Origin of the sequence: Dactylosporangium sp. NPDC049525 (genome assembly GCF_040676755.1) — a bacterium.
GTDB lineage: Bacteria > Actinomycetota > Actinomycetes > Mycobacteriales > Micromonosporaceae > Dactylosporangium.
In genome coordinates this window covers 42,701-66,652 of record NZ_JBFAPO010000033.1, presented here as the reverse complement: position 1 = coordinate 66,652, position 23,952 = coordinate 42,701, and the positions used below count along the sequence as shown (strand labels likewise).

The following is a 23,952-nucleotide window of genomic DNA, read 5'->3' as shown; positions in this document are numbered from 1 at the left end:
TCACTTCCAGAACAGCGGGCGGGGGTCGAGCGTCCAGCGCAGCCGGCGCCAGAACCCCCGCCTGGCCCGGAGCTCATCGACGTACGCGACGGCCTGCACGGCGGCCCGGGTGGCCTGCTCCTCACCCGGGCCGGCGGGCAGGCCGCGGATCGTCTGCGGCCCGGCGAACGCGACCGCGTTGATGAGGGCGGCGACGTCGTCCACCGGTGGCGTCGCGGAGCGGATCGTGGCCACGCCGCGGGGTTTGGAGTGGGCGCGGGCGGTGGCCGCGGCCGCCGCGTAGTGCGCCACCTCCGACGCCGTCAGGTGCGGTGGGGCGGGCCGGCCCGCGAGGCGCAGGCCGGTCAGGACCTCGGCCCAGGCGGCGTCGATGCGCTGTGCCGGGGTGCCCTGCGCGAGCCGCCGGCGCCTGCGGGTGCGTTTCGCCAGGGGTACCGCCGCCGCGAAGGCCATCAGGGTCACCAGGAGTGCACCGCCTGCCACCGCGACGGTGACCCCGGTGCTCGAGTCCTGTCCGGTGGCGTCGCCGGTCGGTGCCGTCGTGGGCTTCGGGGACTGTGACGCGGCGGAGCCGGACGGCGCCGGCACGGTCTCCGGCGGCGGCTGCGACGCGGGCGGCTTCGGGCGGAAGTCGTCCTCGGTCGGGCGCTGGACGGTGTCGGCCTTCGGCATCGGGTCGAACGGCTCCCAGACGCCGTTGAACAGCACCTCCGGCCAGGCGACGGCGTCGCCGCCGTGGACCTCGTTGCGCCCCGGCTCGACCCGGAAGCCGACGGCGAGCCGCGTCGGCAGGCCCATCAGCCGGGCCAGGACCGCGAACGCGGCCGCGAACTGCTCCGAGGTGCCCTTCTGCCCGCCGGCTTGTTTGGGGCCGAACAGGAAGTATTCGACGTTGGGGTAGGCGTGCCCGCTGGGGGCGTCGCCGACGGCCTTGTAGTGCTCCGAGAGCCAGCCGACGATCGCGAACGCCTTCTGGTAGGGCGACGACACGCCCTCCCCGAGGTGCTGCGCGAGCTGCGCGATCGAGTCGGGGACCTTGCCGGGCAGCGCCAGGTGCCGGGCCACGGCGTCGGTGTTCGGCACGTCGGCGACCTGCATCGCGTTCTCGTCGGGGCGGTGCACGCGGGAGATGACGCTGTACTGCACCCCGGGCCGCAGCCCGTCGGACAGGATCATCGTGCCGTCGGTGGTGTCGACGGCGACGCGCACGCCGTTGACCTCCTCCGGCGTGGCGATGCCCGGCAGCAGCCGCCCGTCGAGGTCGGCGATGCGGAACACCTGCCGGACCTGCGGGTCGGTGAGGACGGGCTTGCCGGCCACGACCCGGCCGGCGTTGCGATAGGTGGCGCCGACCCGCCAGGTGACGCCGTCGTAGTCGTTGAGCACGGCGAGGCGCACCGGCGGCGGCGCGTCGGTGCCGGTGACCTCGACGTCGAACAGGTGCTGGTCGTGGTTGAGCGCCCAGCCGGACAGCCGGACCAGGGGGCTCTCGTCGAGCGAGTCGAGCTGCGGCGGGGTCACCATGTTGCGGGGTTCGGCGGGGCTGGTGCCGACCTTCGCCGCGACGCTCGGGCCGAGCAGCTGCGACAGCGCGACGACCGCGGCGAGCCCCGCGGCCGCGCCGGCGCCCACCCGCAGCCGCAGCGTGCGCCGCTGGCCCTCGGTCAGGCGGTCCTCCTCGGCGGGCGGCGGCCGGTTGGACACGATGAGGCCGAGCGCGGCGAACCCGGCGAAGGCGAGCGGCACCCAGCTCGCGCTCCTGCCGTTGGGGCCGACCAGGTACAGCGCGGCGCCGAACAGCACCGTCGGCGGCGCGTAGGACAGCAGGACGCGGTGGTAGCGGACCCCGAGTTCGGCGGCGGCGAGTCCGGTGAGCCAGGTCAGGATCACCGGCAGCAGGACCGTGTCCGGCTGCGGCTCGATCGGGATGAGCGCGAGCAGCAGTCGGGGGATGCTGTTGCGCAGCGCCTCACGCAGCGCCGGGAGGCTGCCGTCGACCCCGGCCGCGGCGGCGGAGACCCGCATCGCGAGCAGGACGACGCCGACCAGGCCCACGACGCTCAGCGGGGCCGCGCTCCAGCCGGGCAGGCGGCGGGCGGCGACGCTGACGCCGACAGAGCCGGCGGCGGCACCCGCCATCAGCTGCAGCAGCAGCGGGCCGTGGTAGATCGGCGCGAGGGCGAACGCGGCCATCACCAGCATGCCGAGCAGCGCCACCGCGACCAGCAGCCGCCTCATCACGCGCCGACCCCGTCCTGGGCGGCGATGCCGGCGGCGGGCAGGGCCTGCGGCCGGCTCACCATGCGCCGACCGGCGGCGGGCAGGGCCTGTGGCCGGCTCACCATGCGCCGACTCCGTCCCAGGCGGCGGCGAAGTCGGCGCCGTCGGCGGCGGACAGGACCTGCAGCCCGTCCAGCGCGGTCGGGACCTCGCCGTCGGTCGTGCCGAACGCGCCGGCGACCAGCGACGGGTACGCGGCCCGCAGCGTCCCGACCCGGCCGAGGTCGGCGACGCCACCCGGCCCGGTCAGATAGACGAGGGTGTCGCCGACCCGGCGGGTGCGCAGCTGCGCCACCGTCGCATCCAGCTGGTCCTCGGCGCCCAGCGTCGCCTCGGCGAGCAGGTCCAGGTAGCCGCGGGTGTCCTTGCCACCGGCGTGCGCGCCGCCGGCCAGCCGCAGCGTCACCGGCAGCTCCTCCCGGAACGCCGCCATCACGATCGACGCGGCCGCCTCGCACGCGGACTCGAAGTGCTCGGACAGCCCGGCCCGGTCCGCGTCCGGATACGCGCGGCGCCGGTCGTCGAGCAGCACCACCAGGCGGGGCAGGCTGGTGTCCAGGTGCTCGCGGACCATCAGCTCACCGACCCGCGCGGTCGTGCGCCAGTGCACGTGCCGCAGCTCGTCGCCGACCACGTACTCCCGCAGCGTGTCGAACGTGATGCTGCCGTGCGGTACCCGGTCGACCCGGCCGTCGAGGGAGCGCATCACGCCGGTCGGCACCGCGGTCAGGTGGTGCACCGTCGGATACACCCAGACCTTGCTGACCCCGCCGTAACCGCGGGCCAGGGTCAGCAGCCCGAGCGGGTCGCGCCGCACCACCCGCAGCGGCCCGATCTCGACCACGCCGCGGCGGGCCGTCGGCACCGGGTAGGAGGCAGTGGTGGTGCCGCCGGCCTTGAGGCGCAGCAGCGGCACCGGCACCGCCGCCGGGCCGCACCGGTCGTGGGCGATGAGGGTGGCGCCGCGCAGCCGGCTGCTGTTGCCGACGGTGAGTGTCACCGTGCTGGACTCGCCGCGCATGACCCGGTCCGGGTCGACGGCCCGGGCCACGGTCAGCCGCGGCCGCCACCACACGTAGGCGAACCCGAACAGCACGCCGGCGACGGCGGCGGTGCCGACGACGGTCAGCTGCGCATACTGGAACACGAACCCGACGGCGAGCAGGACCGGCGCGGCCAGGGACAGACCGATCCCGCGGGACGTGAACCGCATCGTCAGACCGCAGCGGGTGCCGCGGCCGGCACCGGCACCGGGACCGCGTCGAGCACCTCGCGGATGACGTCGCCGGGCGCGACGCCGCGGACCTGCGCGTCGGGCGACAGCAGCAGCCGGTGCGCGAACACCGCCTCGGCGAGGGCCTTGAGGTCCTCCGGCACGACATAGCCGCGGCCGTCGATGAGCGCATACGCGGCGGCGGCCCGGGTCAGGGCGATGACGCCACGTGGGCTGACGCCGACCCGCACCCGCGGGTGGGAGCGGGTCGCGTTGCCCAGCCGCACCGCATAGGCGAGCAGCGGATCCGCGATGTGCACCCGCCGGGCCAGCCGGACCAGCTGCGCGACCACAGCGGTGTCGGTGACCGGGTCCAGGGCCTCCGGCGAGCGGGTCACGGCGCCGCGCAGCACCTCGATCTCGACGGCCTCGCTCGGATAGCCGACGGCGAGTTTCATCAGGAACCGGTCGAGCTGCGCCTCGGGCAGCCGGTAGGTGCCGTCCATCTCGATCGGGTTCTGCGTGGCGACGACGAGGAACGGCCGGGGCACCGCGTGCCGGACGCCGTCGACGGTGACGTAGCGCTCCTCCATGACCTCCAGGAGCGCCGACTGCGTCTTCGGCGAGGCCCGGTTGATCTCGTCGGCGATGACGATGTTGGCGAACACCGGCCCGGGATGGAACTCGAAGCCGCGGGTCGCCTGGTTGAAGATGGTGACCCCGGTGACGTCGGACGGCAGCAGGTCGGGCGTGAACTGGATGCGCCGCCACTGCCCCTGGACGCTGGCCGCCATGGCCCGCGCCAGGGTCGTCTTGCCGACCCCGGGCACGTCCTCGAGCAGGACGTGCCCCTCGGCGAGCAGCGCCGTCATGGTCAGCCGGATCACCTGCTGCTTGCCGAGCACGATCGACTCGACGTTGCGGGCGAGCCGGCCGACCAGGTCCGCCGACGCCGCGATCTCCTCGGCGCCGGGCGGACCGGGCTCGTGCTGTGCGCCGTGCTGCGGTGCGAGGGGTGGTTCAGGTGTGCTCACTGTGCTCCTGCCGGACATGCGCTCAACACTGTTTCAACGGTCCGGTGCCGTTCGGCAGGTCGAACCACGCGTACGGGATGTAGTTCTCGCCCTTGAAATTGATCTTGATCCAGACGGCGGTCTGCTTGCCGCCCCACGGTTTCGCGTTGACGCTGGAGCCGTTGGTCTGACAGATCGCGGTGTAGCTGTCGGGAGCGTAGACGTCGCCGACCGACGTGCCGTTCTGGGTCGCCGTCCGGTAGACCCAGATGCCGCCGTTGGGCGCGCCGTGCCCGCAGTAGCTCGCGTCGCCGCAGACCACGGTGCCCCGGTAGGCGGGCGTGGAGATCGAGCCGGTGCCGTCGGCCGTCATCCCGGCCGCGTTGGTGACCGTGACCGTGTAGTCGTAGCCAGTGTTCGGCCACAGGCCGCCCATGGTCAGCGACCCGCCGCACGTGTTCTCCACCGCGCCCACGCCGGCGACGTCCAGGCGGCACCGCGCCGGTGCGCCGCCGCCGTCGGTCGCGGTGAACGCCACCGTGATCGACTGCAACGCGGCCGTGCTGTTGCCGGCGTCGACCCGCATCGTCGGCGCGGCGAGGGTGTTGGCCGCGCCGTTGGTCGCGGCGCCTTCACCGGCCTTGTTGACGGCCCGGATCTGCAGGGTGACCCGCTCGTTGTCGCCGAAGCCGCCGAACTCCTTCGACAGGCCGGTGCCGAGGTCCTGCTTCTCGCCGTTGACCGTGGCCTCATAGCCCGTGATCGGCGCGCCGTTGTCCTCCGCGGCGCGCCACGCGGCCACGATCGTGCCCCGCTTCGTGGTGACCGCCCGGACCGTCAGCCCGCCGGGCGCGCCCGGCTTCGTGAACGGCACGACCGACGCGCTCAGCGGCGACTGTCCCGAGCTCGCGCCGATGTCGTTGATCGAGGCGACCCGGAACGCGACCTGCGTGCCATAGGGCAGCTCACCGGCCGGGACCTTGAACGTCGGCTGGGTCGACTCGAAGGTCTTCGACTCCTCGCCGGACACGGTCGTGATCGTGTACTTGGCGATCTTGTGGCCCTGCCCGTTGGCGGCCGGCCACGTGACGGTGACCGTGCCGTCGGGGTTGGCGGTCGCCGCCACGCTCAGCGGCGCGTCGGGCACCTGCGACGTCGGCGTGACGGGGTTGGCGGCCTTCTTCGGGCCGTTGCCCTTCGCGTTGACCGCGTAGACGGTGAACTTGTAGGACTGGCCGTTGGTCAGCCCGGTGATGTCGAGGGCCCGCTGGCTCGCGCCGACCTCGTGCTGCTTGCCGTCGCCCTCCACCACGTATTTCGTCACCGCGCTGCCGTTGGCGGGCGCGGCGGTCCAGGTGACCCGCGCCGAGGCGTTGCCAGGCGTCGCCGTCACCCGCGGCGGCGCGCTGGGCGGCCCGACCGGCGGCTTCGTCGGCGGCGGCGGTGGCGGCACCGGCGGGGCGTCGCCGCCGACGACGTCGTTGTTGTACTTGTCGACGACCTGGACGTGATGCTTGGAGTCCACGACCCGCGCGGTCGCCCCGCCGGGCGCGTTGATGAACATCCGGTCCTCGCGGACCTCGATCTCGAGGGGCTTGCCGCCGGCCTTGATCTGGATCGCGTCGAGCGGCTTGCCCGAGGCGTCCAGCACGTAGACGGTGCCGGTCGCGTCGTCGGCGCAGTAGAACCGCCCCGACCACGCCACGCACGGCTGCAGCTTCGGGCTCTCGCCGGGCACGGTGAAGTCGCTGACCGAGTCGCCGTTGACGACATAGACGTGACGGTCGTCCACGACGGTCACCGGCACGTCGCCGCCGACCGTGCGCTGCGGCATCGCGCCGTTGCCGGCCAGGCGCAGCGGCACCTTCTTCAGGGCCTCGCCGCGCAGCGTCGTCAGCGTCGTGGCGGTCTTGTCCAGCACGGCGACGCCGGTGTCCAGGATCGACAGCGCCAGGTCGTGGTTGGGGTCGGCGACGCTCACGGTCTTGACCTTGGTGGGGTCGGACACGAGCCCGCCGCCCTGCCCGCCGCTGGGCTTCGTCGTCGACGCCGGCTTGACCGCCACGACGGTGCCCTCGGACGGCACCAGCAGCCACAGCCGCCCGGTGTCGTCGAACGTGCCGCCGGAGATGCCGGGCGGGAACGTCACCGTCTCGCCGACCGGCAGCAGCGTCGCCGGGTCGAGCTGGCGCACCTGCCCCTGCACGGTGTCGACGATGAACGCGACGTCGTTGTGCACGGCGACGGTGACGCCGAGCCCGGGCGTGGCCTGGGTGGTCGCGCCGAGGGTCAGGCTGGTCAGGTCCAGCACGCTGATCTTGCCGGTGTTCAGGTCCCGCAGGATCACGAATTTGTCGCTCTGGGTCACCTGCATGGTGTGCCCCTGCGCATCGGTGATCTTCGTGCGGGTGTCGACCTTGCCGGTGACGCCGTTGACCCGGGCGACCTCGCCTTTGTCGTTGCTCCACAGCCAGGAGCTGACGTCGTAACTGGCCACCGCGTTGTTGGCGGCGCCCGTGCCGAACAGCGTCAGCCCGAGGACGACGATCAGGCCCACGACGGTGCCGAGCGTGACCAGTCCGCCGCCTTTGCGCGAACGAAAGCTCACCATGCGGCCCCCTCCCCGAAACCGGCGCTCATCATATTCCTGTCAATGAGTGGTGCACACCCGGCGTGTCTAGATCCGTTCGCTTCGTTACTTCCGCTGCGTGCAGGCCAGATCCGACAGCGCGACGCTGTCCGTGCCATAGACCGCCGCAACTGTGAAGCAGTAGTTGGGCTTCGGGCTGAGGCCGTTCAGGGTGTACGTCGTGGTGCCCGCGGCGAGCACCTGCAGCTGCCGCAGTGCGCCCTGCTGTCCGCCGGCGACGATGAACGGCACCGACCCGTTCGACGGATCGGTCCACGTCAGTGTGATGGACGTCTTGTCGTCGCGCAGCCGCAGGGAGCCCGGCGCCTTCGGGTTGCCGGTCGCGGCGCCGCTCGCACCTGCCCCGGCCGGGCCGGACGCGGCCGCGCTGGGCGGCACCTGACCGTCCTGCCGGGCGGTGGCCGGCCGGTCGGGCCGGGCCGCGACGAACGACACGACCGCGGCGGTGATCCCGCCGAGCACCGCCACGACCAGGATCACCAGGAGCGCGACGAGGGGTGAGCGGCGGCGCGGGATGCCCGGCTCGATCAGCGGTTCCGGCAGCACCGGCACGTACGGCTCGGTGGCCTGGTCCAGCGTCCACGGCGGGAGTTCCCGCACGGCCGCGCCGCCGCTGGTGGGATACGCGCCGCCGCTGGTCGGGAACGCCCCACCGCTGGTGGGGTACGGGGCGCCGCTGGTCGGGTCGACCGCGGGAGTCGGGGACGGCCACGCAGGCGTGTCAGGCCGTTGCAGCACGCCCTGGTCCACCTGCTGCCAATCGGCGTCGCCGGTGCCCTGGAGCGCTTCCTGGCGGGTCTCCCGCGGGGTCTCCCGCGGCGGGGACACCGGCTCGTCGTCCCAGTCGTCGTGCTCGTCGGGTCGCCACAGCGGCTCGTGGACCGTCGCTGCCGGCTGGGCCGGCCAGACCTCCTGGCGGGACTCGGGCTGGAAGATCGGCCGGTCGTCCACGGACGCGGCCGACCGCCCCGGCGGCCGGCCGGCGCGCTGGTCCACCGGCCAGGTCGGCTGCGACGGCGTGGTCGTGCCGGTCGGCGCGGACAGCGGCTCGAACGGCGCCGGCGCCGACTGGTGCGGCACGTGGAAGGCACCCGCCGGCTCGGGCAGCCCCAGATACCGCCGGGCCGCCCGCACGCTCGGGTGGTCCTCGCCGAGCGCGGCCGGACCGAGCCTGGCCAGCTGCCCGTAGCGCCGCTTCGCCTCGTAGACGTTGCCGAGCTCGTCGGCGATGCGGGCCAGCTCGTAGGACAGCGCGAGCATCACCGCGTGCCCGTCGCCGAGACGGTGGTAGCCGGCGGCGAGCCCTTCCTCCAGGACCCGCCGGGCGTCGCTGAGCTCACCGAGGTCGGTGTGGAACTTCGCGAGCACACAGGTCGCGGCCAGCACGTCCGGATCGTCGCCGCCCAGCGTCCCGGTGGCCCCGTCGAGGGCCTGGTCGAGCAGCGCGAACGCGCCCCGCACATCTCCCTGCGCCGCCACCGCGCGGGCACCCTGCACGGCGTTGGCAAGTTGGGCGGACGAGGACACGCCGTTACTCTGCCCTGTTCCGTACCCCCGGCGCCACCCCGCCGCAGCACGCCTGATCGATACTTGTGGGATGGCAGATCACCCGCTGGGCCCGCTGCCCGGGGCCCGTGAGGCGCGCGACCCGGCCCGTGCCATCAAACGCGGGCCCAGCAGGGTGCCGCCCGAGGTCGTCGCGGCCAACCAGCGGGAGCGGCTCTTCGACGCCGTCGTGCACACCGTCGCCGAGAAGGGGTACGCCAACGCCACCGTCAGCGACATCTGCCGCGCCGCGGGCGTGACCCGGCCCGCGTTCTACGCCCTGTTCGCCGGCAAGGACGACGCGCTGATCGCCACCTACCGGCACGGCACCGACCTGCTGCTGCACCTGATGGAGTCCGCGTACCGGGCCGAGCCCGCCTGGCGCGACGGCGCCCGCGCCGCGCTGCGCGTCCTGCTGCAGGTCCTGGCGGAGCTGCCGGCGTTCGCCACCACGGCGGTGGTCGAGATCGACGCGGCCGGCCCGCTCGCCAGGGCCGAGCGCGCCGAGCTGCTGCGGCGCTTCGACCGCTTCTTCAGCGAGGCGCCGAGCACCAGCGACCTGCCCATGCCGGAGGAGCTGGTCGAGACGGTCGTCGGCGGCATCTACGCGACGATCTACCGCTACGTCGCGGCGGGCCGGGTCGAGCAGCTGCCGGCGCTGCTGCCGACCCTGGCGTACTTCACGCTGGTGCCGTTCGTCGGCCGCGAGGAGGCCGCCAGCGAGCTGGCGATCCCGGTTCCGGACGGCCCGTCCGGCTGCCAGCTCGGCCCGTAGCCCAGGGCCCGGGTCAGGCGGTGTGCGGGCTCAGCGGGGTCAGTCGGCCCGGCAGGGACGAGCGCTGGTGCAGCACCCGGGGTGCGGCAGGGGAGCGCAGCAGGTCCGCCCGGAACGCGCCCGGTGCCCGACCGGTCTCGCGGGCGAAGAAGCGCCCGAAGTTCGTCGGCTCGTCGAAGCCGAGGCGCCGGCCGACCTCGGCGACCGGCAGGTCGCTCGTGGCGAGGAGCCGCTTCGCCTCCAGGGCGATGCGCTCGTCGATGAGCTGCTTGGCGGTGCGCCCGGTCACCGCGAGGCTGGCCCTGGTCAGCGTGCGCACGGAGCAGCGCAGCGTGTCGGCGTAGTCCTCGACCCGGCGGTGGGTGACGTCGCGTTCGATCTCGGCCCGCAGCAGCTCGATCAGGTCCGCGGCCGGGCCGGAGTGCGGCGGCGGGGTCAGCGCGACGATCCGCATCAGCAGGACCGCGACCTGGTGTGCCAGCAGCGCGCGGCTCAGGTGGCTGCCGTCGCCGCGGGCCCGGTCGACCGCGATCTGCGCGATCTCCGCGACGATCGCCTCCTCGTCCTCGCCGGCAGGCTGCCAGCAGGCCGGGGCGAACGGGTCCGCGACGAGCCGGACGGGCAGCGGCGGCAGGATCGACGGCGGGAAGGCCAGCACGGTCGCGTCGAAGCCCGACTGGCCGCCGAACTGGTGCACCTGGCCCGGCCGCCCCCACAGCAGGGTGCCGGGGCGGCAGGCGTGGGTCACGAAGTCGAGCGTGTGGGTGCCCTGCCCGGTGCTTGCCAGGATGACGACATGATCCTGCGGCCGCTGCGGCGCCCGGTGTGCGGGCAGGTCGCTGAGCCGCGCCGCATCGACGGCCGCGGTCGGTGAAGGGCCGAGAAGCACCATGACCAGGCCGACTGTACCCAAGCCCGGCCCGGCACGGAATGCCCGGCGGCAACCTCAGGAGACGCTGATACCGGCCACGGCCAGCTCTTCGAGGCGGACCTGTTCGAACGCGGCGCCGATCTCGATCAGCCTGGCGTCGTCGACGGCGTCGCGCAGCGACGGGAGGATCGTGGTCTCCTCCTCCTGGACGTGGTGGCCGACGGTGGCGATGAAGTCGTCCAGGCGGTCGGCGAACCCCTCGTCCTCCGGCCCCATCCGTTGCAGGTCGTGGAGCATCCGCTCGGCCTCGTGGTGCTCGTCGGCGCCGTGGTGCGCCTCGGCCGTGGGCAGCGACGGATACACCTGCAGCTCCTCGGCGTGACTGTGCGCGGTGAGCCGCGCGGCGATCTCATCGAGCAGCAGCTGCCGGTCGCCCGACCCGGTGCGCAGCCGGTCGAAGAGCTGCTCCATGATCCGGTGGTCATTCATGATCAGCGTGACGGCGTCGGATGCCATGACTCCCCCTGTCGTCGCGGTCACCGTTCAGCCTGCACGAATACCCTCCGACAAGAGGGGCCAAACGGTCAAACCGCACCGCGTGACGTGCGCCGCCGCGCCGCTCAGCCGATGATCGGAGGATGAGGTCGTGGCTGTATATCCCCGATATCCGAAATGTCGGAAATAGCGAGGCGGACGCACTCGTCGTCGACCTCGAACGCGCCCACGACCCCGACGCGGTGCGGTCGTGGATCGAGGCCGCGGACCGGCCCGCGATCTGGGCCCGGCTGGCGGGCGGCGAGCCGGGCCGGCACGCGGTCCGCGCCGTGGTCTCGCCCGCGCTGACCGGGATCTGCGTCGCCGCGGAGTCGGCCAACGAGCTGGCCGCCCTCGGCACGGTCATCGCGGAGGCGGAGGAGGCGGTCGGCCTGCCGGTCGGCCGGATCGCGGTCGTCCCGCGGCTGGAGACCGCCGCCGCGGTGCTGCAGGCCGCCGAGATCGCCCGCGCCCCGCGGGTCTCCCGGCTCCAGCTCGCCGAGGGCCAACTGGCGCGGCAGCTGCGGGTCGAGCCTGGGCAGGACGAACACGAACTGCTGTGGGCCCGGTCGATGGTGGTGATCGCGGCAGCGGCCGCCGGAATCGAGCCGCCGATTGCCGCGTCGTGCCCCGCCGGTACCGATTGCGAATCCTCCGCGCAGGTCCTGCGCCGGCTCGGCTTCCGTGGCCGGACCTGTCTCGATGACGAGCAGGTGCAGATCGCGAACAAGGTATTTGCAAACGCATCGACATTGGCATGAAATTATGTGACTGACGACAAACGCTCACCCTTGGTGCTGTCGACAACGCGTTGTGTAAGTATTTCGGTACCGTAAAAATCCGGAAACGCCGCCGTTGCGCCGCGCGTCCCGCGAGCAGGCAAATCTGGGCCTGTTGCAGCCGTTAGGGTCCGTATGGGTTCGTGTACACCGACCCAACGGATGAGGAAAAACGAGGCGTTCGGCGCTGCATCCGCACCGTCGGTATTGACACCGATCGGCCGAGCTGTGATTGTGCTCAACGTCATGCGCCTGCTTGTCAGGACTGACCCGTATTGTCAATCTCGGATGCCTGCGGGGACTCTTCGTGACCCAAAGCCAGAGCTCGTCGTCGCTGCCCGTCCCGAGGCAGGAGCGCGACCCTCGGCTGAGTCCCGATCGCCGTCCGACGCGCCATGCTGCCATCGCCACCGCGCACGAGCGCGACCCGCGTGGCCGGCGTGAGCGCCCGGGCCGGCGCATCATCGACCAGCTCCGCCTCATCGTCGCCGTGCCGCTCGTCGCCGTCGTGGTGTTCGCCGGCATCGCGCTGGTGACCACCGTGCAGCAGGTCAACCGCAGCCGGCAGCTGCAGGACTTCGCCGCCCTCGCCTCCGACGCGGGTGGGCTCGCCCACGCCCTGCAGCGCGAGCGGGCCGCGGCCGTCAACGTGCTGCTCAACCCGGCGCCGGCGCAGCTGGAGGCGTATTCGTCGCAGGTGATGATCACCGACGACAACGTCGAGGCGTACCGCGACCGCCGCGCTGGCATCAGCGAGGTGCCCGACTCGGTGCGCCGCGTCGACAGCAACCTCGCGGACCTGGCCAACCTGCGCGACCAGGTCCGCAAGGACGCCCGCGCGTCGGTGTCGGGGATCGCGTTCAGCTACCGCATCCTCATCGCCGACCTGCTGTCCTACCGGGAGTCCGTGGCCCGGTCCGGCGCCCCGACCGAGCTGGCCGACCAGATCCGTGCGGCGGCCGCGCTGTCCCGCGCGGCGGAGGCCCTCGGCCAGCAGCAGGCGGCCGTCCTGCGCGCCGTCGCCGCGGGTGAGCTGACCCCCGCGCTCCAGCAGGAGATCACCGCGACCCGGACCAGCTTCGTCGAGGCCACGGTCCAGTTCAACGACCTCGCCCCGGCGGAGTGGCGCAGCTGGTACGAGCAGGCCAGCACCGGCGAGCAGGTCATCGCCGCGCAACGGCTGCAGGACCAGGTCAACCGCGCCCGCCCCGGCCAGCAGTTCGCACTCATCACCAGCGACTGGATCAACGCGATGTCCGGCTGGTCGGGCCTGCTGTTCGGGGTCCAGCAGAAGGTCGACGACGCGATCGTGGAGAAGGTCGGCGAGCTACGCGACCAGCAGATGACGCAGGCCGCGATCCAGATCGCCGGCGTCGCCCTGGTGCTGCTCATCGCCATCGTGCTCACCGGCATCGTGGCCCGGCGGATCACCCGGCGCCTGCGTGCCCTGCACGACGCGGCCCGTGAGGTCGCCTACGAGCAGCTGCCCGCGGTCGTCGCGGAGCTGCGGGCGGCCGCGCCCGGCACGGTCGACCCGGACGAGGTCGCCGACCGCGCCTCGGCGAAACTCGTCGTCGGCGGCGCGGACGAGGTCGCCGACGTGGCACAGGCGTTCCGGGCGGTGCACCGCGAGGCGGTCCGCATCGCCGGTGAGCAGGCCGTCATGCGCTCCAACGTCGCGGAGATCTTCGTCCACCTGTCCCGCCGCGAGCAGCGACTGGTCGACGCCGTCCTGGCCCAGGTCGACCGGGTCGAGCGCGACGAGACCGACCCGGACCGGCTGCAGCAGCTCTACCAGCTGGACCACCTCGCCACCCGGATGGCCCGGATCAACCTGAGCCTGCTCGTGCTGGGCGGCTCCGGTGCGGCCCGCGTCCGCCGCGAGGACGCCCCGATGGGCAAGGTCCTGCAGGCCGCGATCTCGCAGATCGAGCACTACACCCGGGTCCGCTTCGGCAGCGTCGACGACGACGTCGCGGTCGTGGCCGAGGCGGTCGACGAGATCGTGCACCTGCTCGCGGAGCTGCTGGACAACGCGACCGGCTACTCGCCGCCGGAGTCCGAGGTGTGGGTCACCGGCCGGGCCCTCGGCGACCGGGTCATCCTGCAGATCGTCGACGAGGGCGTGGGCCTGGCGCCGTCCCGGCGCGACCAGCTCAACCAGCTGCTCGCCCAGCCGCCCGCGATCGACATCGCCGCCGTGCGCGCCATGGGTCTCACCGTGGTCGGGCACATCGCGGCCCGGTACCAGATCCTGGTCCAGCTGCGGCCCGGCCAGCACGGCGGCACCCTCGCCGAGGTGGTCATCCCCAAGGACGTGTTCCGCCCGATCATGGCCGCGGAGCGCCAGCCGCAGCTCGCGCCGGCGGTCATCGCCGGCCCGCCGGCCGGCTACAGCACGACCGCGGGCGGCAACGGCAACGGCAGCGGTGGGGGCGGTGCCCCGGCCCGTCCGGTCGCCGCGGAGCTGTTCACGCCCGCGCCGCGCACCGCGCCGCCCAGCCTGTTCGACGTGCCCACCCAGGAGTACCGGGTCGCGTCGCCGAGCCCGGCGGCGGACTACACCCAGGACTACTCGCAGGACCAGACGCAGAGCTTCGCGGCCGTGCAGGACTACGCGCCGCCGCGCGACCACCGCACGGCGACGCCGATGCCACCGGGGCCGGGTGCCTGGCCGCCGCTGCCGGAGCCCGAGGTGCCCTCGATCCTCGCCGACGCCGACGACTCGATCGAGCTGCCGATCTTCCAGTCGGTCAACGGCTGGTTCCGCACCACCGAGGTGCCGGCCGAGGTCGCCGTCCCCAGCGCGTACACCGTCGCCGCCGTCCCTGTCGCCGAGGAGCCCCCCAACTGGGAGTCCAGCGCCGATGCCGGCTGGCGCGCCGCCCAGCAGGCGGCCACGCCGGACGTCAGCACGGTCACCGCGTCGGGCCTGCCGGTCCGCGCGCCGCAGCGGCACCTGGTCCCGGGCGCCGCCGTGCCGTCGCAGGCGGACCGCTCCACCACACCGCGCCGCGACCCCTCCAAGGTCGCCGCCGCGATGTCCGCCTACGCCCGCGGTGTGGCCGGCCGACGGCCGGCCGGCTCCTGACGCACGAAGAACAGCAAGAGAGGACCATTTCTGTGACCGACCCGAGTAATCTCGGTTGGCTGCTGGACAACTTTGCGAGCCGTACCCCCGACGTCAGCCATGCGCTGGCGATCTCCACCGACGGGCTGGTCCTGGCACATACCCGGGCCCTGCCGCGGGACCGCGCCGACCAGCTCGCCGCCACCGGCAGCGGCCTGGTCGCGCTGCTGGCGGGCGCGGCGCGGTTCTTCGAGGCGGGCAACGTGGTGTCCAACGTGACCCAGCTCGACGGCGGCTTCATGTTCTGCATGGCGTTCAGCGACGGCGCGTCGCTGCTGGTGCTCGCCTCACCGCACGCCGACGTCGGCAAGGTGTCCTACGAGATGACCGAGTTGGCCAACCGGATCGGCGACGCGCTGTCCCCGTCGGTTCGTGGGGCACCGGCGTGACGACTCCCGGACGCGGCCGGCCCACCGCAGTCAAGATCATCATTGCGGGCGGGTTCGGCGCCGGCAAGACCACGCTCGTCGGGGCCATCTCGGAGATCCCGCCGGTGACGACCGAGGCCGTGATGACCGCGGCCAGCCTCGGCCACGACGACGCCACCCTCGTGCCCGACAAGGGCAGCACCACCGTCGCCATGGACTTCGGCCGCATCACGCTGTATCAGGACCTCGTGCTCTACCTGTTCGGCACGCCCGGGCAGAAGCGGTTCTGGTTCATGTGGGACGAGTTGTGCCGTGGCGCGATCGGGGCGGTGGTCATCGCCGACACGCGGCGGCTCGCCGACTGCTTCGGCGCCATCGACTTCTTCGACAACCGGCGGCTGCCGTACGTCATCGCGGTCAACCACTTCGAAGGCGCCGCCCGGTACCACCTCGAGGACATCCGCGAGGCCCTTGCGGTCAACCGCGGCGTACCGATGATCAACGCCGACGTCCGCTCACGTGCGTCGGCCAAGGAGATCCTGGTCGCCGTCACCGAGCATGCGCTCGCGCAGCGCACCGGCGTCCGTCGCTGAACCCCGCGCGCACCCCCCGTTGAACCGTTTCACCAACCGCGAACGCACAGACACATAGGGGAGAACCATGCAACGACGATCGCTGGTCAGTGCGGCGCTGGCCGCCGGGCTGCTGTTCGCAGCCGCCGGCTGCGCCGATTCTGACGCGAAGAGCTCCAGCGGCGCCGCCGCCTCCACCCTGAAGATCGGCTTCCTCGGCTCGCTCACCGGCACCTACCAGGCGGTCGGCACCGACCTGAAGAGCGGTTTCGAGCTGTACCTGTCGACGCACGACAACAAGCTCGGCGGCCACCCGATCGACCTCAAGATCGCCGACGAGGGCGACGGTGCGCCGACCGCGGTACCCGCCGCCACGAAGCTCATCAAGGACGACAAGGTCGTCGCGCTGACCGGCATCGTCGGCGGTGGCTCGGTCGCGGCCGTCGCGCCGCTGCTCGCCGAGGCGAAGATCCCGCTGATCGGCTCCAACGGCCGGCCGGAGCTCAAGGACCTCAGCGGCGTGTGGACGACCAGCTTCATGTCCACCGACACGGGCAAGTCCATCGCGCAGTACATCAAGGACAAGGTCAACGGCCCGGTCTACGCGATCGGCCCGGACTACCAGGGTGGCTACGACCAGGTCGGCGGCTTCACCACCGAGTTCACCAAGCTCGGCGGCACGCTCGTCAACGGCAAGGCCACGTGGACGCCGTTCCCGACGACGACGAACTTCCTGCCGTTCTTCTCGCAGATCAAGGCGAGCAACGCCAAGGCCGTGTACACGTTCTACGCCGGCAAGGCCGCGATCGACTTCGTGAAGCAGTACGCGCAGTCCGACGCCAAGGACATCCCGCTCTACTCCGCGGGCTTCCTCACCGAGGGCTCGGTGCTGCAGGCCCAGGGTGAGGCCGCGAAGAACATCCTGAACGTCTGCAACTACTCGCCGGACCTCGACAACGAGGAGAACCGCAAGTTCGTCGCCGCCTGGCGGCAGAAGCACCCGGACGCCACGCCCACCACGTACGCGATGGCGTCCTACGACGCGGCCGCGGTCCTGGACCGCGCGATCGCCGCGGCCGGTGCCAACCCGACCCCGGAGACGATCAACGCGGCCGTCGCCAAGCTCGGTCAGATCCCGTCGCCGCGCGGCAACTGGCAGTTCGGCCCGCAGACCCACTCGCCCATCCAGAAGTGGTACCTGCGGCAGGTCCGCAACGACGGCCGGGCCCTCGCCAACGTCATGGTGCAGGACCTCGCGACGGTCGGTGCCTGACCGAGTTGGACGCGTACCTGATCCCGGCGGTCGACGGCGTGGCCTATGGCCTCCTGCTGTTCGTCGTCGCCGCCGGGCTCACCCTCGCCTTCGGCGTCGGTGACGTGCTCAACCTCGCGCACGGCACGCTGTTCGCCTTCGGCGCCTATGCGGCGGCGAAGGTCAGCGACGGCTCGTGGCTCTCGCTCGCGCTCGCGGTGCTCGTCGGCACCGCGGCCGCGGCGGTGGGCGGCGCGGTGCTGTCGGCGCTGCTGGTGCCACTCGCCGGGCGGGGTCACCTCGCCCAGGCGCTGCTGACGTTCGGCGTGGCGCTCGTCGTCGGCGACCTGCTCGTCGGGATCTTCGGCCCCGACGAGCTGCCGGTCACCGTCCCCGCGGCCGTGGACCGGCCGATCGACATCGTCGGGCACTCCTACCCCGGCTACCGCCTCGCCTTCATCGGCGTCGCCGCGCTGATCGCGGTCGCGCTGTACGTCGTCGTCGCCCGGACCCGGGTCGGCAGCCTCGTGCGGGCCACCGTCGACGACCGCGACATGGTCGCCACGCTGGGCGTCAACCCGTTCCTGGTGCGCACCGGCGTGCTGGCCGCGGGCGGCGCCCTCGCGGGGCTCGCCGGCGCGCTCGGCGCCCCGATCATCGGGCCCGGGCCGCGCACCGCGGACCTCGTCCTCATGCTGTCGCTGGTCGTGGTGGTGCTGGGTGGGCTCGGCTCGATCGGCGGCGCGCTGGTCGCCGCGATCGCGGTCGGCGAGATCCAGACCCTCGGGGTGACCTCGGAGGCAACCCAGGACTTCGCCCCGTTCCTGCTCTTCGGCGCGATGGCCGTCGTGCTGTCCGCCCGGGCCCGTGGCCTGCTGACATCCGGCCGGAGCGCGACATGACCGACGTACGACGCCTGCTGCGGCGGCTGACGCCGCTGGGCTTCCCCGCGCTGATCGTCGTGCTGCTGCCGATGGCGTGGATCCTGGACGACTACGCCACGAAGACCCTCACCAGCATCCTCGTCCTCGGGCTGCTCGCCGTCAGCGTCGCGCTGCTCACCGGGGTCGCCGGCCTGCCGACGCTGGGGCAGACCGCGCCGTACCTGGTCGGGGCGTACACCGCGGCGACCCTGGTGCGGCACGACGTCTCGATCGGCGTCGTGCAACTGCTCGCCGCGGCCGGTGCGGGGGCAGTGTTCGCCCTGGTCACCGCGCCGCTCGTGGTCTACGCCCGGGGTGTCGTGGTGCTCATGATCACCCTGGCGCTCGGCGAGCTGACCATGACCGTCGCGGGGCGGTGGAAGTCGGTCACCAACGGCACCGACGGCATGCTCGCCTTCGCCGCGCCGGCGCCGCTGCCGGGGCTGGTCACGCTGGACACCGACCGGTCCACGTACCTCTACGTCCTCACCGTCGTCGCGGTGCTGGTCGGCATCATGCTGCTGGTGCTGCGCTCGCCGGCCGGTGCGCTGCTGCGCGCCGCGCGGGACGGCGAGAACCGGATGCGGGCCAGCGGGCATCCCGTCGCCGGCTATCTCACCGTCGCCTACGTGGCCGCGGGCGCTCTCGCCGGGGCGGCGGGCTCGCTGCTGGTGACCGTCGAGCGGTACGTCTCACCCGGCGCCGGCGGCTTCGACATCTCCGCGCTCGTCCTGCTCGCCGTCGTGATCGGCGGCGCCACCTCGCTCATCGGCGCGCTGCTCGGCGCCGGCCTCGTCGTCGCGACCCGCGACTGGATCGCCAGCCGCGACTGGTTCGGCGGGTCCATGGCCGGGCACGCGCCGCTGGTGCTCGGCGGGTTGTTCATCCTCTGCGTGTACCTTCTGCCCCGTGGCCTGCTAGGAAAGCGGTCGGCACATGAGTGACCTGCTGGAGATCGACGGCCTCGGCCGCCGGTACGGTGACCTCGCCGCCCTGGACGGGGTCGACCTGCGGGTGGCGCCCGGCGACCGGGTCGGGCTGATCGGGCCCAACGGCGCCGGCAAGTCGACGCTGCTCAACCTCATCGCCGGGTCGCTGCGGCCCACGGCGGGCCGGATCCGCTTCGACGGCCGCGACGTCACCCGGCTCGCCCCGACCCGCCGGGCCCGCCTCGGCGTCGGCCGGACCCACCAGCACCCGGCGGTCTGGTCGAGCCTGCCCGCCCTGGACAACGTGATCGTCGCCGCGCGCCTGCCCTGGGGGCGGCTGCGCGCCGGTCGCCGCGCCAAGCCCCGCGAACACGCCCGGGAGCTGCTCGCCGGTGTCGGGCTGACCGGCGTGGAGCAGACCCTGGCGGGTGCGTTGTCGCACGGGCAGCGCCGCCAGCTGGAGCTGGCGATGGCCCTGGCCGGGGAGCCGCGCCTGCTGCTGCTCGACGAGCCCGCCGCGGGCCTCGCCCCGCCGGAGGTCGAGGTCCTCGCGTCGCTGCTGGCGTCGCTGCCGCTCACCGTCGCGATCCTGCTGGTCGAGCACCACCTCGACCTGGTCTACGGCTTCGCCGACCGGATCACCGTCCTGCACTCGGGGCGGCACGTGCACACCGGCACCGTCCCCGAAACCCGATCGTCGCCCGAGGTCGCGGCCGCCTACGCGGGAGTCGCGCCATGACGCTCACGATTGAGGGTGTGCACGCCGGGTACGGCGGCGGCACCGTCCTGCACGGCGTCGACCTGGTCGTGCCCGAGGGTGCGGCCGTCGCGGTGCTCGGGATGAACGGCGTCGGCAAGACCACCCTCGTGCACACCATCGCCGGCCTGGTGAAGGCCCGGTCGGGCAGCGTGCGCCTGGGCGACGTCGAGCTGGCCGGCCGGCCGGCGCACCGGATCGCCAGGGCGGGTGTCGCGCTGGTGCCACAGGGCCGGCGGGTCTTCGCCAGCCTCACCGTCGCCGAGCACCTCGCGCTGTCCCGGCGCAAGGGGGAGTGGACCCGGCAGCGGGTCCTGGAGCTGCTGCCGCGGCTCGGGGAGCGGCTCGGCCACAAGGGCAACCAGCTCTCCGGCGGCGAGGCGCAGATGCTCGCGATCGCCCGGGCCCTGCTGACCCAGCCGCGGCTGCTGCTGCTCGACGAGCCGTGCGAGGGGCTGGCCGTCGACCTCGCGGCCCGGGTCCGCGCCGTCGTGGCGGAGCTGACCCGCACCGGGCTGACCGTGCTGCTGGTCGAACAGCAGCCCGAGCACGCCCGCGCCGTCACCGAACAGCTCGTCTACCTGGAGAACGGCACGCTGCACGCCATCGCCGAAGGAGCGGCAGACATCTCCATGTTCCGATAGGTGGTCACGGCGCGCCGAGGCGCTGCGCTTCCGGCATGGCATGAGGCGGTGCGGGTCCTGGACCGGCTGCGCGAGGTCACCCCGCAGGGTCAGATGTTCCCCGCCGGGCTGGTCCGGTGGGACGGGGTCGAGGCCTCGGACGACCTCGTCGGCCGCGCCGACGAGGCGCTCCACCACGCCAAACACCACGGCCGGGACCGCGTTCACCTGGTCGACGCGATCCCGACGACCAGGGACACCCGAATTCTCGCCTGAACTTCGTGTCCGCCTTGTTGCAAGCTCTTGGCAACAACGCTGAGTGCGCAATAAGCTGCTGTGCATGCCTGCGGTAGCCATGCACATCTCCAACGGGATCATCGACAACCAGATCGCGTTGCTCTTTGCCGCCATCGCCCTGGCGGGGCTCGGCCTGTGCTTCGTCCAGGGGCGCCGCGAGCTCGACGACCGGCTCGTGCCGATGGCAGGCCTGGTGGCGGCGTTCATCTTCGCCGTGCAGATGCTCAACTTCCAGATCCTGCCCGGCGTCAGCGGTCACCTGCTCGGCGGCACCCTCGCGGCCATCCTGGTCGGGCCCTACCTCGGCGCGATCTGCGTTTCGATCGTCCTCGTCGTGCAGGCGCTGATCTTCAGCGACGGCGGCGTCACCGCGCTCGGGCTGAACGTCACCAACATGGCGCTGCTGGGCACCGCCGCCGGATACCTGCTCGTCACCACCCTGCTGCGGGTCCTGCCCCGCACGACCTGGGCGCTGACCGCAACCGCCGTCATCGCCTGCGTCGTGTCGGTGACCGTGGCCTCGCAGGGCTTCGTCCTGGAGTACTACCTCGGCGGCGCCGTCGACGTCGGCAGGTCCCTCGGCGCGATCGCCGGGGCGATGGCCGGCACCCACGTCCTGATCGGGCTCGGGGAGGGCATCATCACCGCGCTCACCGTCACGTACGTGGCGAAGGTCCGCCCCGACCTCGTCTACGCGGTGCGCAACCTGCAGCGTCCGGTCGTCACGGAGGCGGTCTCAGCATGAAGAAGTCGACCTGGTTCATCCTCAGCGGCCTGATCGCCGCGCTGCTGCTCGCCGGCGTGGTCAGCAACTTCGCCTCCGGCCACCCCGACGGCCTCGACTCGGTCGCCCGCGAGGGCTGCACCTTCGACGCCGCCGGCAACATCACCGGCGGCACCTGCATGGCACAGAGCGAGACCGGCAACCAGACCGAGGACAGCCCCCTCGCCGGATACGGGCTGCGCGGCGTCGGCAACGAGTTCCTGTCCACCGGCCTGTCCGGGGTGATCGGGGTCGTCGCCACGTTCGCGATCGGCGGCGGCGTCTTCTGGCTGCTGCGCGCCGGCTCGAAGGACCGCAAGAAGCAGACGGCCTGACATGGGCGCGGGCCACAGTCACGCGCTGTTCGTGCACCGGCACTCGCCGGTGCACGCCCTCGCGCCCGAGGTGAAGATCGCCGCCAGCGTCCTGTTCACGGTCGCGGTCGTGGCGACACCACGCGAGGCGCTGTGGGCGTTCGGCGGCTACCTCGCCGTCATCGTGGTGGTGGCGGTCATCGCCGGGATCGGCCTCGGCCGGCTCGCCCTGCGCTCCCTGATCGAGCTGCCGTTCATCCTGTTCGCGTTCGCGCTGCCGTTCCTCGGCCACGGCGAGCGGGTCCACTGGCTCGGCCTGAGCATGTCCGTCGACGGGCTCTACGGGCTGTGGAACATCCTCGCCAAGGGCACCCTCGGGGTGCTCTCCTCACTGCTGCTCGCCGGCACCACCACCCCCCGCGACCTGCTGCTCGGCCTCGACCGGCTGCGCTGCCCGACGATGATCACCCAGATCGCCACGTTCATGCTGCGCTACCTCGACGTGCTGTCCGCCGAGAGCCGCCGGATGCGGATCGCGCAGCGCTCACGCGGCTACGACCCCCGCTTCCTGTGGCAGGTCAAGGGCCTGGCCAGCGGCGTCGGCGCCCTGTTCCTGCGCGCCTTCGAACGCGGCGAGCGGGTCTACCTGGCGATGGTCTCCCGGGGCTACGAGGGGCGGATCCCACTGGCGCTCGCCGGTGCCGGCGCGACCGCCGGGCAGTGGGCCGCCGCCGCTTCGGTGCCCGTCGTGGCCGGGGCGATCGCGACGGTAGCGTTACTCGGGTGACGCCATCCCTGCGGGTGACCGGCCTGCACTTCGCATACCCCGACGGGCACGTGGCGCTGCGCGGCGTCGACCTCACCGTGCCGCAGGGGGAGCGGGTCGCGCTGCTGGGGCCCAACGGCGCCGGCAAGACCACCTTCGTGCTGCACCTCAACGGCATCAACGCCGCCGCCGGCGGCGGCGTCGAGGTCGGCGGCCTCACCGTCGACCCCCGCGACCGGGCCGGGCTGAAGGAGATCCGCCGCCGGGTCGGGATCGTGTTCCAGGACCCCGACGACCAGCTCTTCATGCCGACCGTCGCCGAGGACGTCGCGTTCGGCCCGGCCAACCTGGGCCTGCGCGGCGCCGAGCTCACCGAACGTGTCGACGAGGCCCTCGCCGCCGTCGGGATGGGCTTCGCCCGGGACCGGGCGCCGCACCACCTGTCCTTCGGCCAGCGCCGCCGGGTCGCCGTCGCCACCGTCCTGGCCATGCGCCCCGAGATCCTGGTGCTGGACGAGCCGTCCTCCAACCTGGACCCCGCCTCCCGCCGGGAACTCGCCGACATCCTGCGGTCGCTGCCGGTGACGCTGCTCATGGTGACCCACGACCTGCCGTACGCCCTCGAACTGTGCCCCCGCTCCGTCATCCTCGACGACGGCCGGATCGTCGCCGACGGCCCCACCCGCGAGCTCCTCGCCGACACCGACCTGCTCGAACGGCACCGTCTCGAGCTGCCGTTCGGGTATACCGTGACGGCATGACGGACTCCGCGCGCTGGACCCGCGTGGACGACGGGCGGTTCCAGGTCGACCTGCTCACCGCCGACTACCAGCGGCACGCGTTCACCCGGCACAGCCACGCCACCTTCGCCATCGGCGTCGTCGTCTGCGGCGCCGAGCAGTTCCACTACCGGGGCTCGCTGCACCGCGCGGGCGTGGGCACCCTCGCGATCCTGGAGCCCGACGAGCCGCACGACGGGCAGGCCGCCGACCCGTCCGGCTGGGCCTACCGGGTCTTCTACCCGCCCGCCGACCTGCTCTTCGAGAGCATGCCACGGGCACATTTCGCCGAGGCCGTGGTGGACGATCCCCGCAGCGTGCACCTGGTCCGCTCGGCGCACGAGGAGCTGACCGCCGACGTCGACCAGTTCGCGGCGCACTCGAAGCTGGCGTGGGCCATGTCCGCCGTCGCCCACCGTCACGGCGACGCCCGCCGCGACCCGTCCGCGCTGTCGGCGCGGGACGCGGCGGCGGTCCGGAAGGTCGCCGAAATCCGCGACCGGCTCACGGCCGACCTGCGCTGCGCGCCGAGCCTCCGCGAGCTCGCCGCCGGCGTCGACCTGTCCCCGTTCCACATGCTGCGCGTCTTCCGCGACGCGACCGGCTTCCCCCCGCACACCTGGCTCGTGCTGGAGCGGGTCTGCCGCGCCCGGCAGCTGCTCGCCGCCGGCGTCGCCCCGGCACAGGTCGCCAGCGGTGTCGGCTTCGCCGACCAGGCCCACCTCACCCGCTGGTTCAAGCGCGTGACAGGCGTCACCCCGGCCGCATTCCGCAACGCCGTTCAAGACCCGGTGCGCACCGCCGCGTGACGCTGTCCGC

23 protein-coding genes are annotated in these 23,952 nt (G+C 72.9%); 16 read left to right on the top strand and 7 right to left on the bottom strand.

Annotation, left to right across the window (positions count from 1 at the left end; all coding sequences use genetic code 11):
• The 5 genes from AB0K00_RS35915 to AB0K00_RS35895 form a co-directional block, all read right to left on the bottom strand.
• Nucleotides 1-2,238, bottom strand: a complete 2,238-nt coding sequence (locus AB0K00_RS35915; protein WP_363530001.1) for a transglutaminaseTgpA domain-containing protein — start codon at nucleotides 2,236-2,238, stop codon at nucleotides 1-3.
• Between the two features lie 100 nt (nucleotides 2,239-2,338).
• Nucleotides 2,339-3,493 carry a DUF58 domain-containing protein gene (locus tag AB0K00_RS35910; protein ID WP_363529998.1) on the bottom strand — a complete coding sequence of 385 codons (1,155 nt, stop codon included), beginning with the start codon at nucleotides 3,491-3,493 and terminating at the stop codon, nucleotides 2,339-2,341.
• A gap of 2 nt (nucleotides 3,494-3,495) precedes the next feature.
• A complete protein-coding gene (locus AB0K00_RS35905) occupies nucleotides 3,496-4,452 on the bottom strand; it encodes a MoxR family ATPase (protein WP_363530122.1) in 957 nt (318 codons plus the stop codon).
• Between the two features lie 97 nt (nucleotides 4,453-4,549).
• On the bottom strand, nucleotides 4,550-7,117 hold the full coding sequence (locus tag AB0K00_RS35900; RefSeq protein WP_363529995.1) for a fibronectin type III domain-containing protein: 2,568 nt from the start codon (nucleotides 7,115-7,117) through the stop codon (nucleotides 4,550-4,552).
• Between the two features lie 84 nt (nucleotides 7,118-7,201).
• Entirely contained in the window at nucleotides 7,202-8,683 is a 1,482-nt protein-coding gene (locus AB0K00_RS35895; RefSeq protein ID WP_363529993.1) for a fibronectin type III domain-containing protein, read from the bottom strand.
• A 70-nt stretch (nucleotides 8,684-8,753) separates the two neighbouring features.
• Here AB0K00_RS35895 and AB0K00_RS35890 point away from each other — a divergent pair, with 70 nt between their 5' ends.
• Nucleotides 8,754-9,476, top strand: coding sequence for a TetR/AcrR family transcriptional regulator (locus AB0K00_RS35890; RefSeq protein ID WP_363529990.1), 723 nt, complete (start codon nucleotides 8,754-8,756; stop codon nucleotides 9,474-9,476).
• A 13-nt stretch (nucleotides 9,477-9,489) separates the two neighbouring features.
• Here AB0K00_RS35890 and AB0K00_RS35885 read toward each other — a convergent pair whose 3' ends face one another.
• Both AB0K00_RS35885 and AB0K00_RS35880 read right to left on the bottom strand, forming a co-directional pair.
• Nucleotides 9,490-10,368, bottom strand: coding sequence for an AraC family transcriptional regulator (locus AB0K00_RS35885; protein WP_363529987.1), 879 nt, complete (start codon nucleotides 10,366-10,368; stop codon nucleotides 9,490-9,492).
• 54 nt (nucleotides 10,369-10,422) lie between these two features.
• The gene (locus AB0K00_RS35880) at nucleotides 10,423-10,863 is read right to left on the bottom strand and encodes a hemerythrin domain-containing protein (protein ID WP_363529984.1); all 441 of its coding nucleotides are present in this window, start codon (nucleotides 10,861-10,863) and stop codon (nucleotides 10,423-10,425) included.
• A gap of 122 nt (nucleotides 10,864-10,985) precedes the next feature.
• On the opposite strand from AB0K00_RS35880, the gene AB0K00_RS35875 reads away from it, so the two are divergent.
• From AB0K00_RS35875 to AB0K00_RS35805, 15 genes are all read left to right on the top strand, one after another.
• A complete protein-coding gene (locus tag AB0K00_RS35875) occupies nucleotides 10,986-11,642 on the top strand; it encodes an aldolase/citrate lyase family protein (RefSeq protein ID WP_363529981.1) in 657 nt (218 codons plus the stop codon).
• Nucleotides 11,643-11,967: 325 nt separating this feature from the next.
• Nucleotides 11,968-14,751, top strand: a complete 2,784-nt coding sequence (locus AB0K00_RS35870) for a nitrate- and nitrite sensing domain-containing protein (RefSeq protein WP_363529978.1) — start codon at nucleotides 11,968-11,970, stop codon at nucleotides 14,749-14,751.
• Between the two features lie 32 nt (nucleotides 14,752-14,783).
• Entirely contained in the window at nucleotides 14,784-15,179 is a 396-nt protein-coding gene (locus tag AB0K00_RS35865) for a roadblock/LC7 domain-containing protein (protein ID WP_327005364.1), read from the top strand.
• Nucleotides 15,176-15,751: an ATP/GTP-binding protein gene (locus AB0K00_RS35860; RefSeq protein ID WP_363529975.1), complete on the top strand. Its 576-nt coding sequence runs from the start codon at nucleotides 15,176-15,178 to the stop codon at nucleotides 15,749-15,751. The genes AB0K00_RS35865 and AB0K00_RS35860 overlap by 4 nt, the downstream gene beginning before the upstream one ends.
• A 67-nt stretch (nucleotides 15,752-15,818) precedes the next feature.
• Nucleotides 15,819-17,003: an ABC transporter substrate-binding protein gene (locus AB0K00_RS35855; RefSeq protein ID WP_363529972.1), complete on the top strand. Its 1,185-nt coding sequence runs from the start codon at nucleotides 15,819-15,821 to the stop codon at nucleotides 17,001-17,003.
• A gap of 5 nt (nucleotides 17,004-17,008) precedes the next feature.
• Nucleotides 17,009-17,884 (top strand): branched-chain amino acid ABC transporter permease, encoded by an 876-nt coding sequence (locus tag AB0K00_RS35850; RefSeq protein WP_363529969.1) that lies wholly within the window; start codon nucleotides 17,009-17,011, stop codon nucleotides 17,882-17,884.
• On the top strand, nucleotides 17,881-18,849 hold the full coding sequence (locus tag AB0K00_RS35845; RefSeq protein WP_363529966.1) for a branched-chain amino acid ABC transporter permease: 969 nt from the start codon (nucleotides 17,881-17,883) through the stop codon (nucleotides 18,847-18,849). Before AB0K00_RS35850 ends, AB0K00_RS35845 begins: the two co-directional genes overlap by 4 nt.
• Nucleotides 18,842-19,573: an ABC transporter ATP-binding protein gene (locus tag AB0K00_RS35840; RefSeq protein ID WP_363529963.1), complete on the top strand. Its 732-nt coding sequence runs from the start codon at nucleotides 18,842-18,844 to the stop codon at nucleotides 19,571-19,573. The genes AB0K00_RS35845 and AB0K00_RS35840 overlap by 8 nt, the downstream gene beginning before the upstream one ends.
• A complete protein-coding gene (locus AB0K00_RS35835; RefSeq protein ID WP_363529960.1) occupies nucleotides 19,570-20,235 on the top strand; it encodes an ATP-binding cassette domain-containing protein in 666 nt (221 codons plus the stop codon). Before AB0K00_RS35840 ends, AB0K00_RS35835 begins: the two co-directional genes overlap by 4 nt.
• Nucleotides 20,236-20,283: 48 nt before the next feature.
• A complete protein-coding gene (locus tag AB0K00_RS35830; protein WP_363529957.1) occupies nucleotides 20,284-20,490 on the top strand; it encodes a hypothetical protein in 207 nt (68 codons plus the stop codon).
• Between the two features lie 64 nt (nucleotides 20,491-20,554).
• The gene (locus AB0K00_RS35825; RefSeq protein WP_363529954.1) at nucleotides 20,555-21,256 is read left to right on the top strand and encodes an energy-coupling factor ABC transporter permease; all 702 of its coding nucleotides are present in this window, start codon (nucleotides 20,555-20,557) and stop codon (nucleotides 21,254-21,256) included.
• Nucleotides 21,253-21,609: a PDGLE domain-containing protein gene (locus AB0K00_RS35820; RefSeq protein WP_363529951.1), complete on the top strand. Its 357-nt coding sequence runs from the start codon at nucleotides 21,253-21,255 to the stop codon at nucleotides 21,607-21,609. Before AB0K00_RS35825 ends, AB0K00_RS35820 begins: the two co-directional genes overlap by 4 nt.
• 1 nt (nucleotide 21,610) lies before the next feature.
• Nucleotides 21,611-22,375, top strand: coding sequence for a cobalt ECF transporter T component CbiQ (gene cbiQ, locus AB0K00_RS35815; protein ID WP_363529949.1), 765 nt, complete (start codon nucleotides 21,611-21,613; stop codon nucleotides 22,373-22,375).
• Complete coding sequence (locus AB0K00_RS35810) at nucleotides 22,372-23,115, top strand: energy-coupling factor ABC transporter ATP-binding protein (RefSeq protein WP_363529946.1); 744 nt, start codon at nucleotides 22,372-22,374, stop codon at nucleotides 23,113-23,115. Before cbiQ ends, AB0K00_RS35810 begins: the two co-directional genes overlap by 4 nt.
• Complete coding sequence (locus tag AB0K00_RS35805) at nucleotides 23,112-23,942, top strand: AraC family transcriptional regulator (protein ID WP_363529943.1); 831 nt, start codon at nucleotides 23,112-23,114, stop codon at nucleotides 23,940-23,942. Before AB0K00_RS35810 ends, AB0K00_RS35805 begins: the two co-directional genes overlap by 4 nt.
• Nucleotides 23,943-23,952 lie beyond the last annotated feature (10 nt).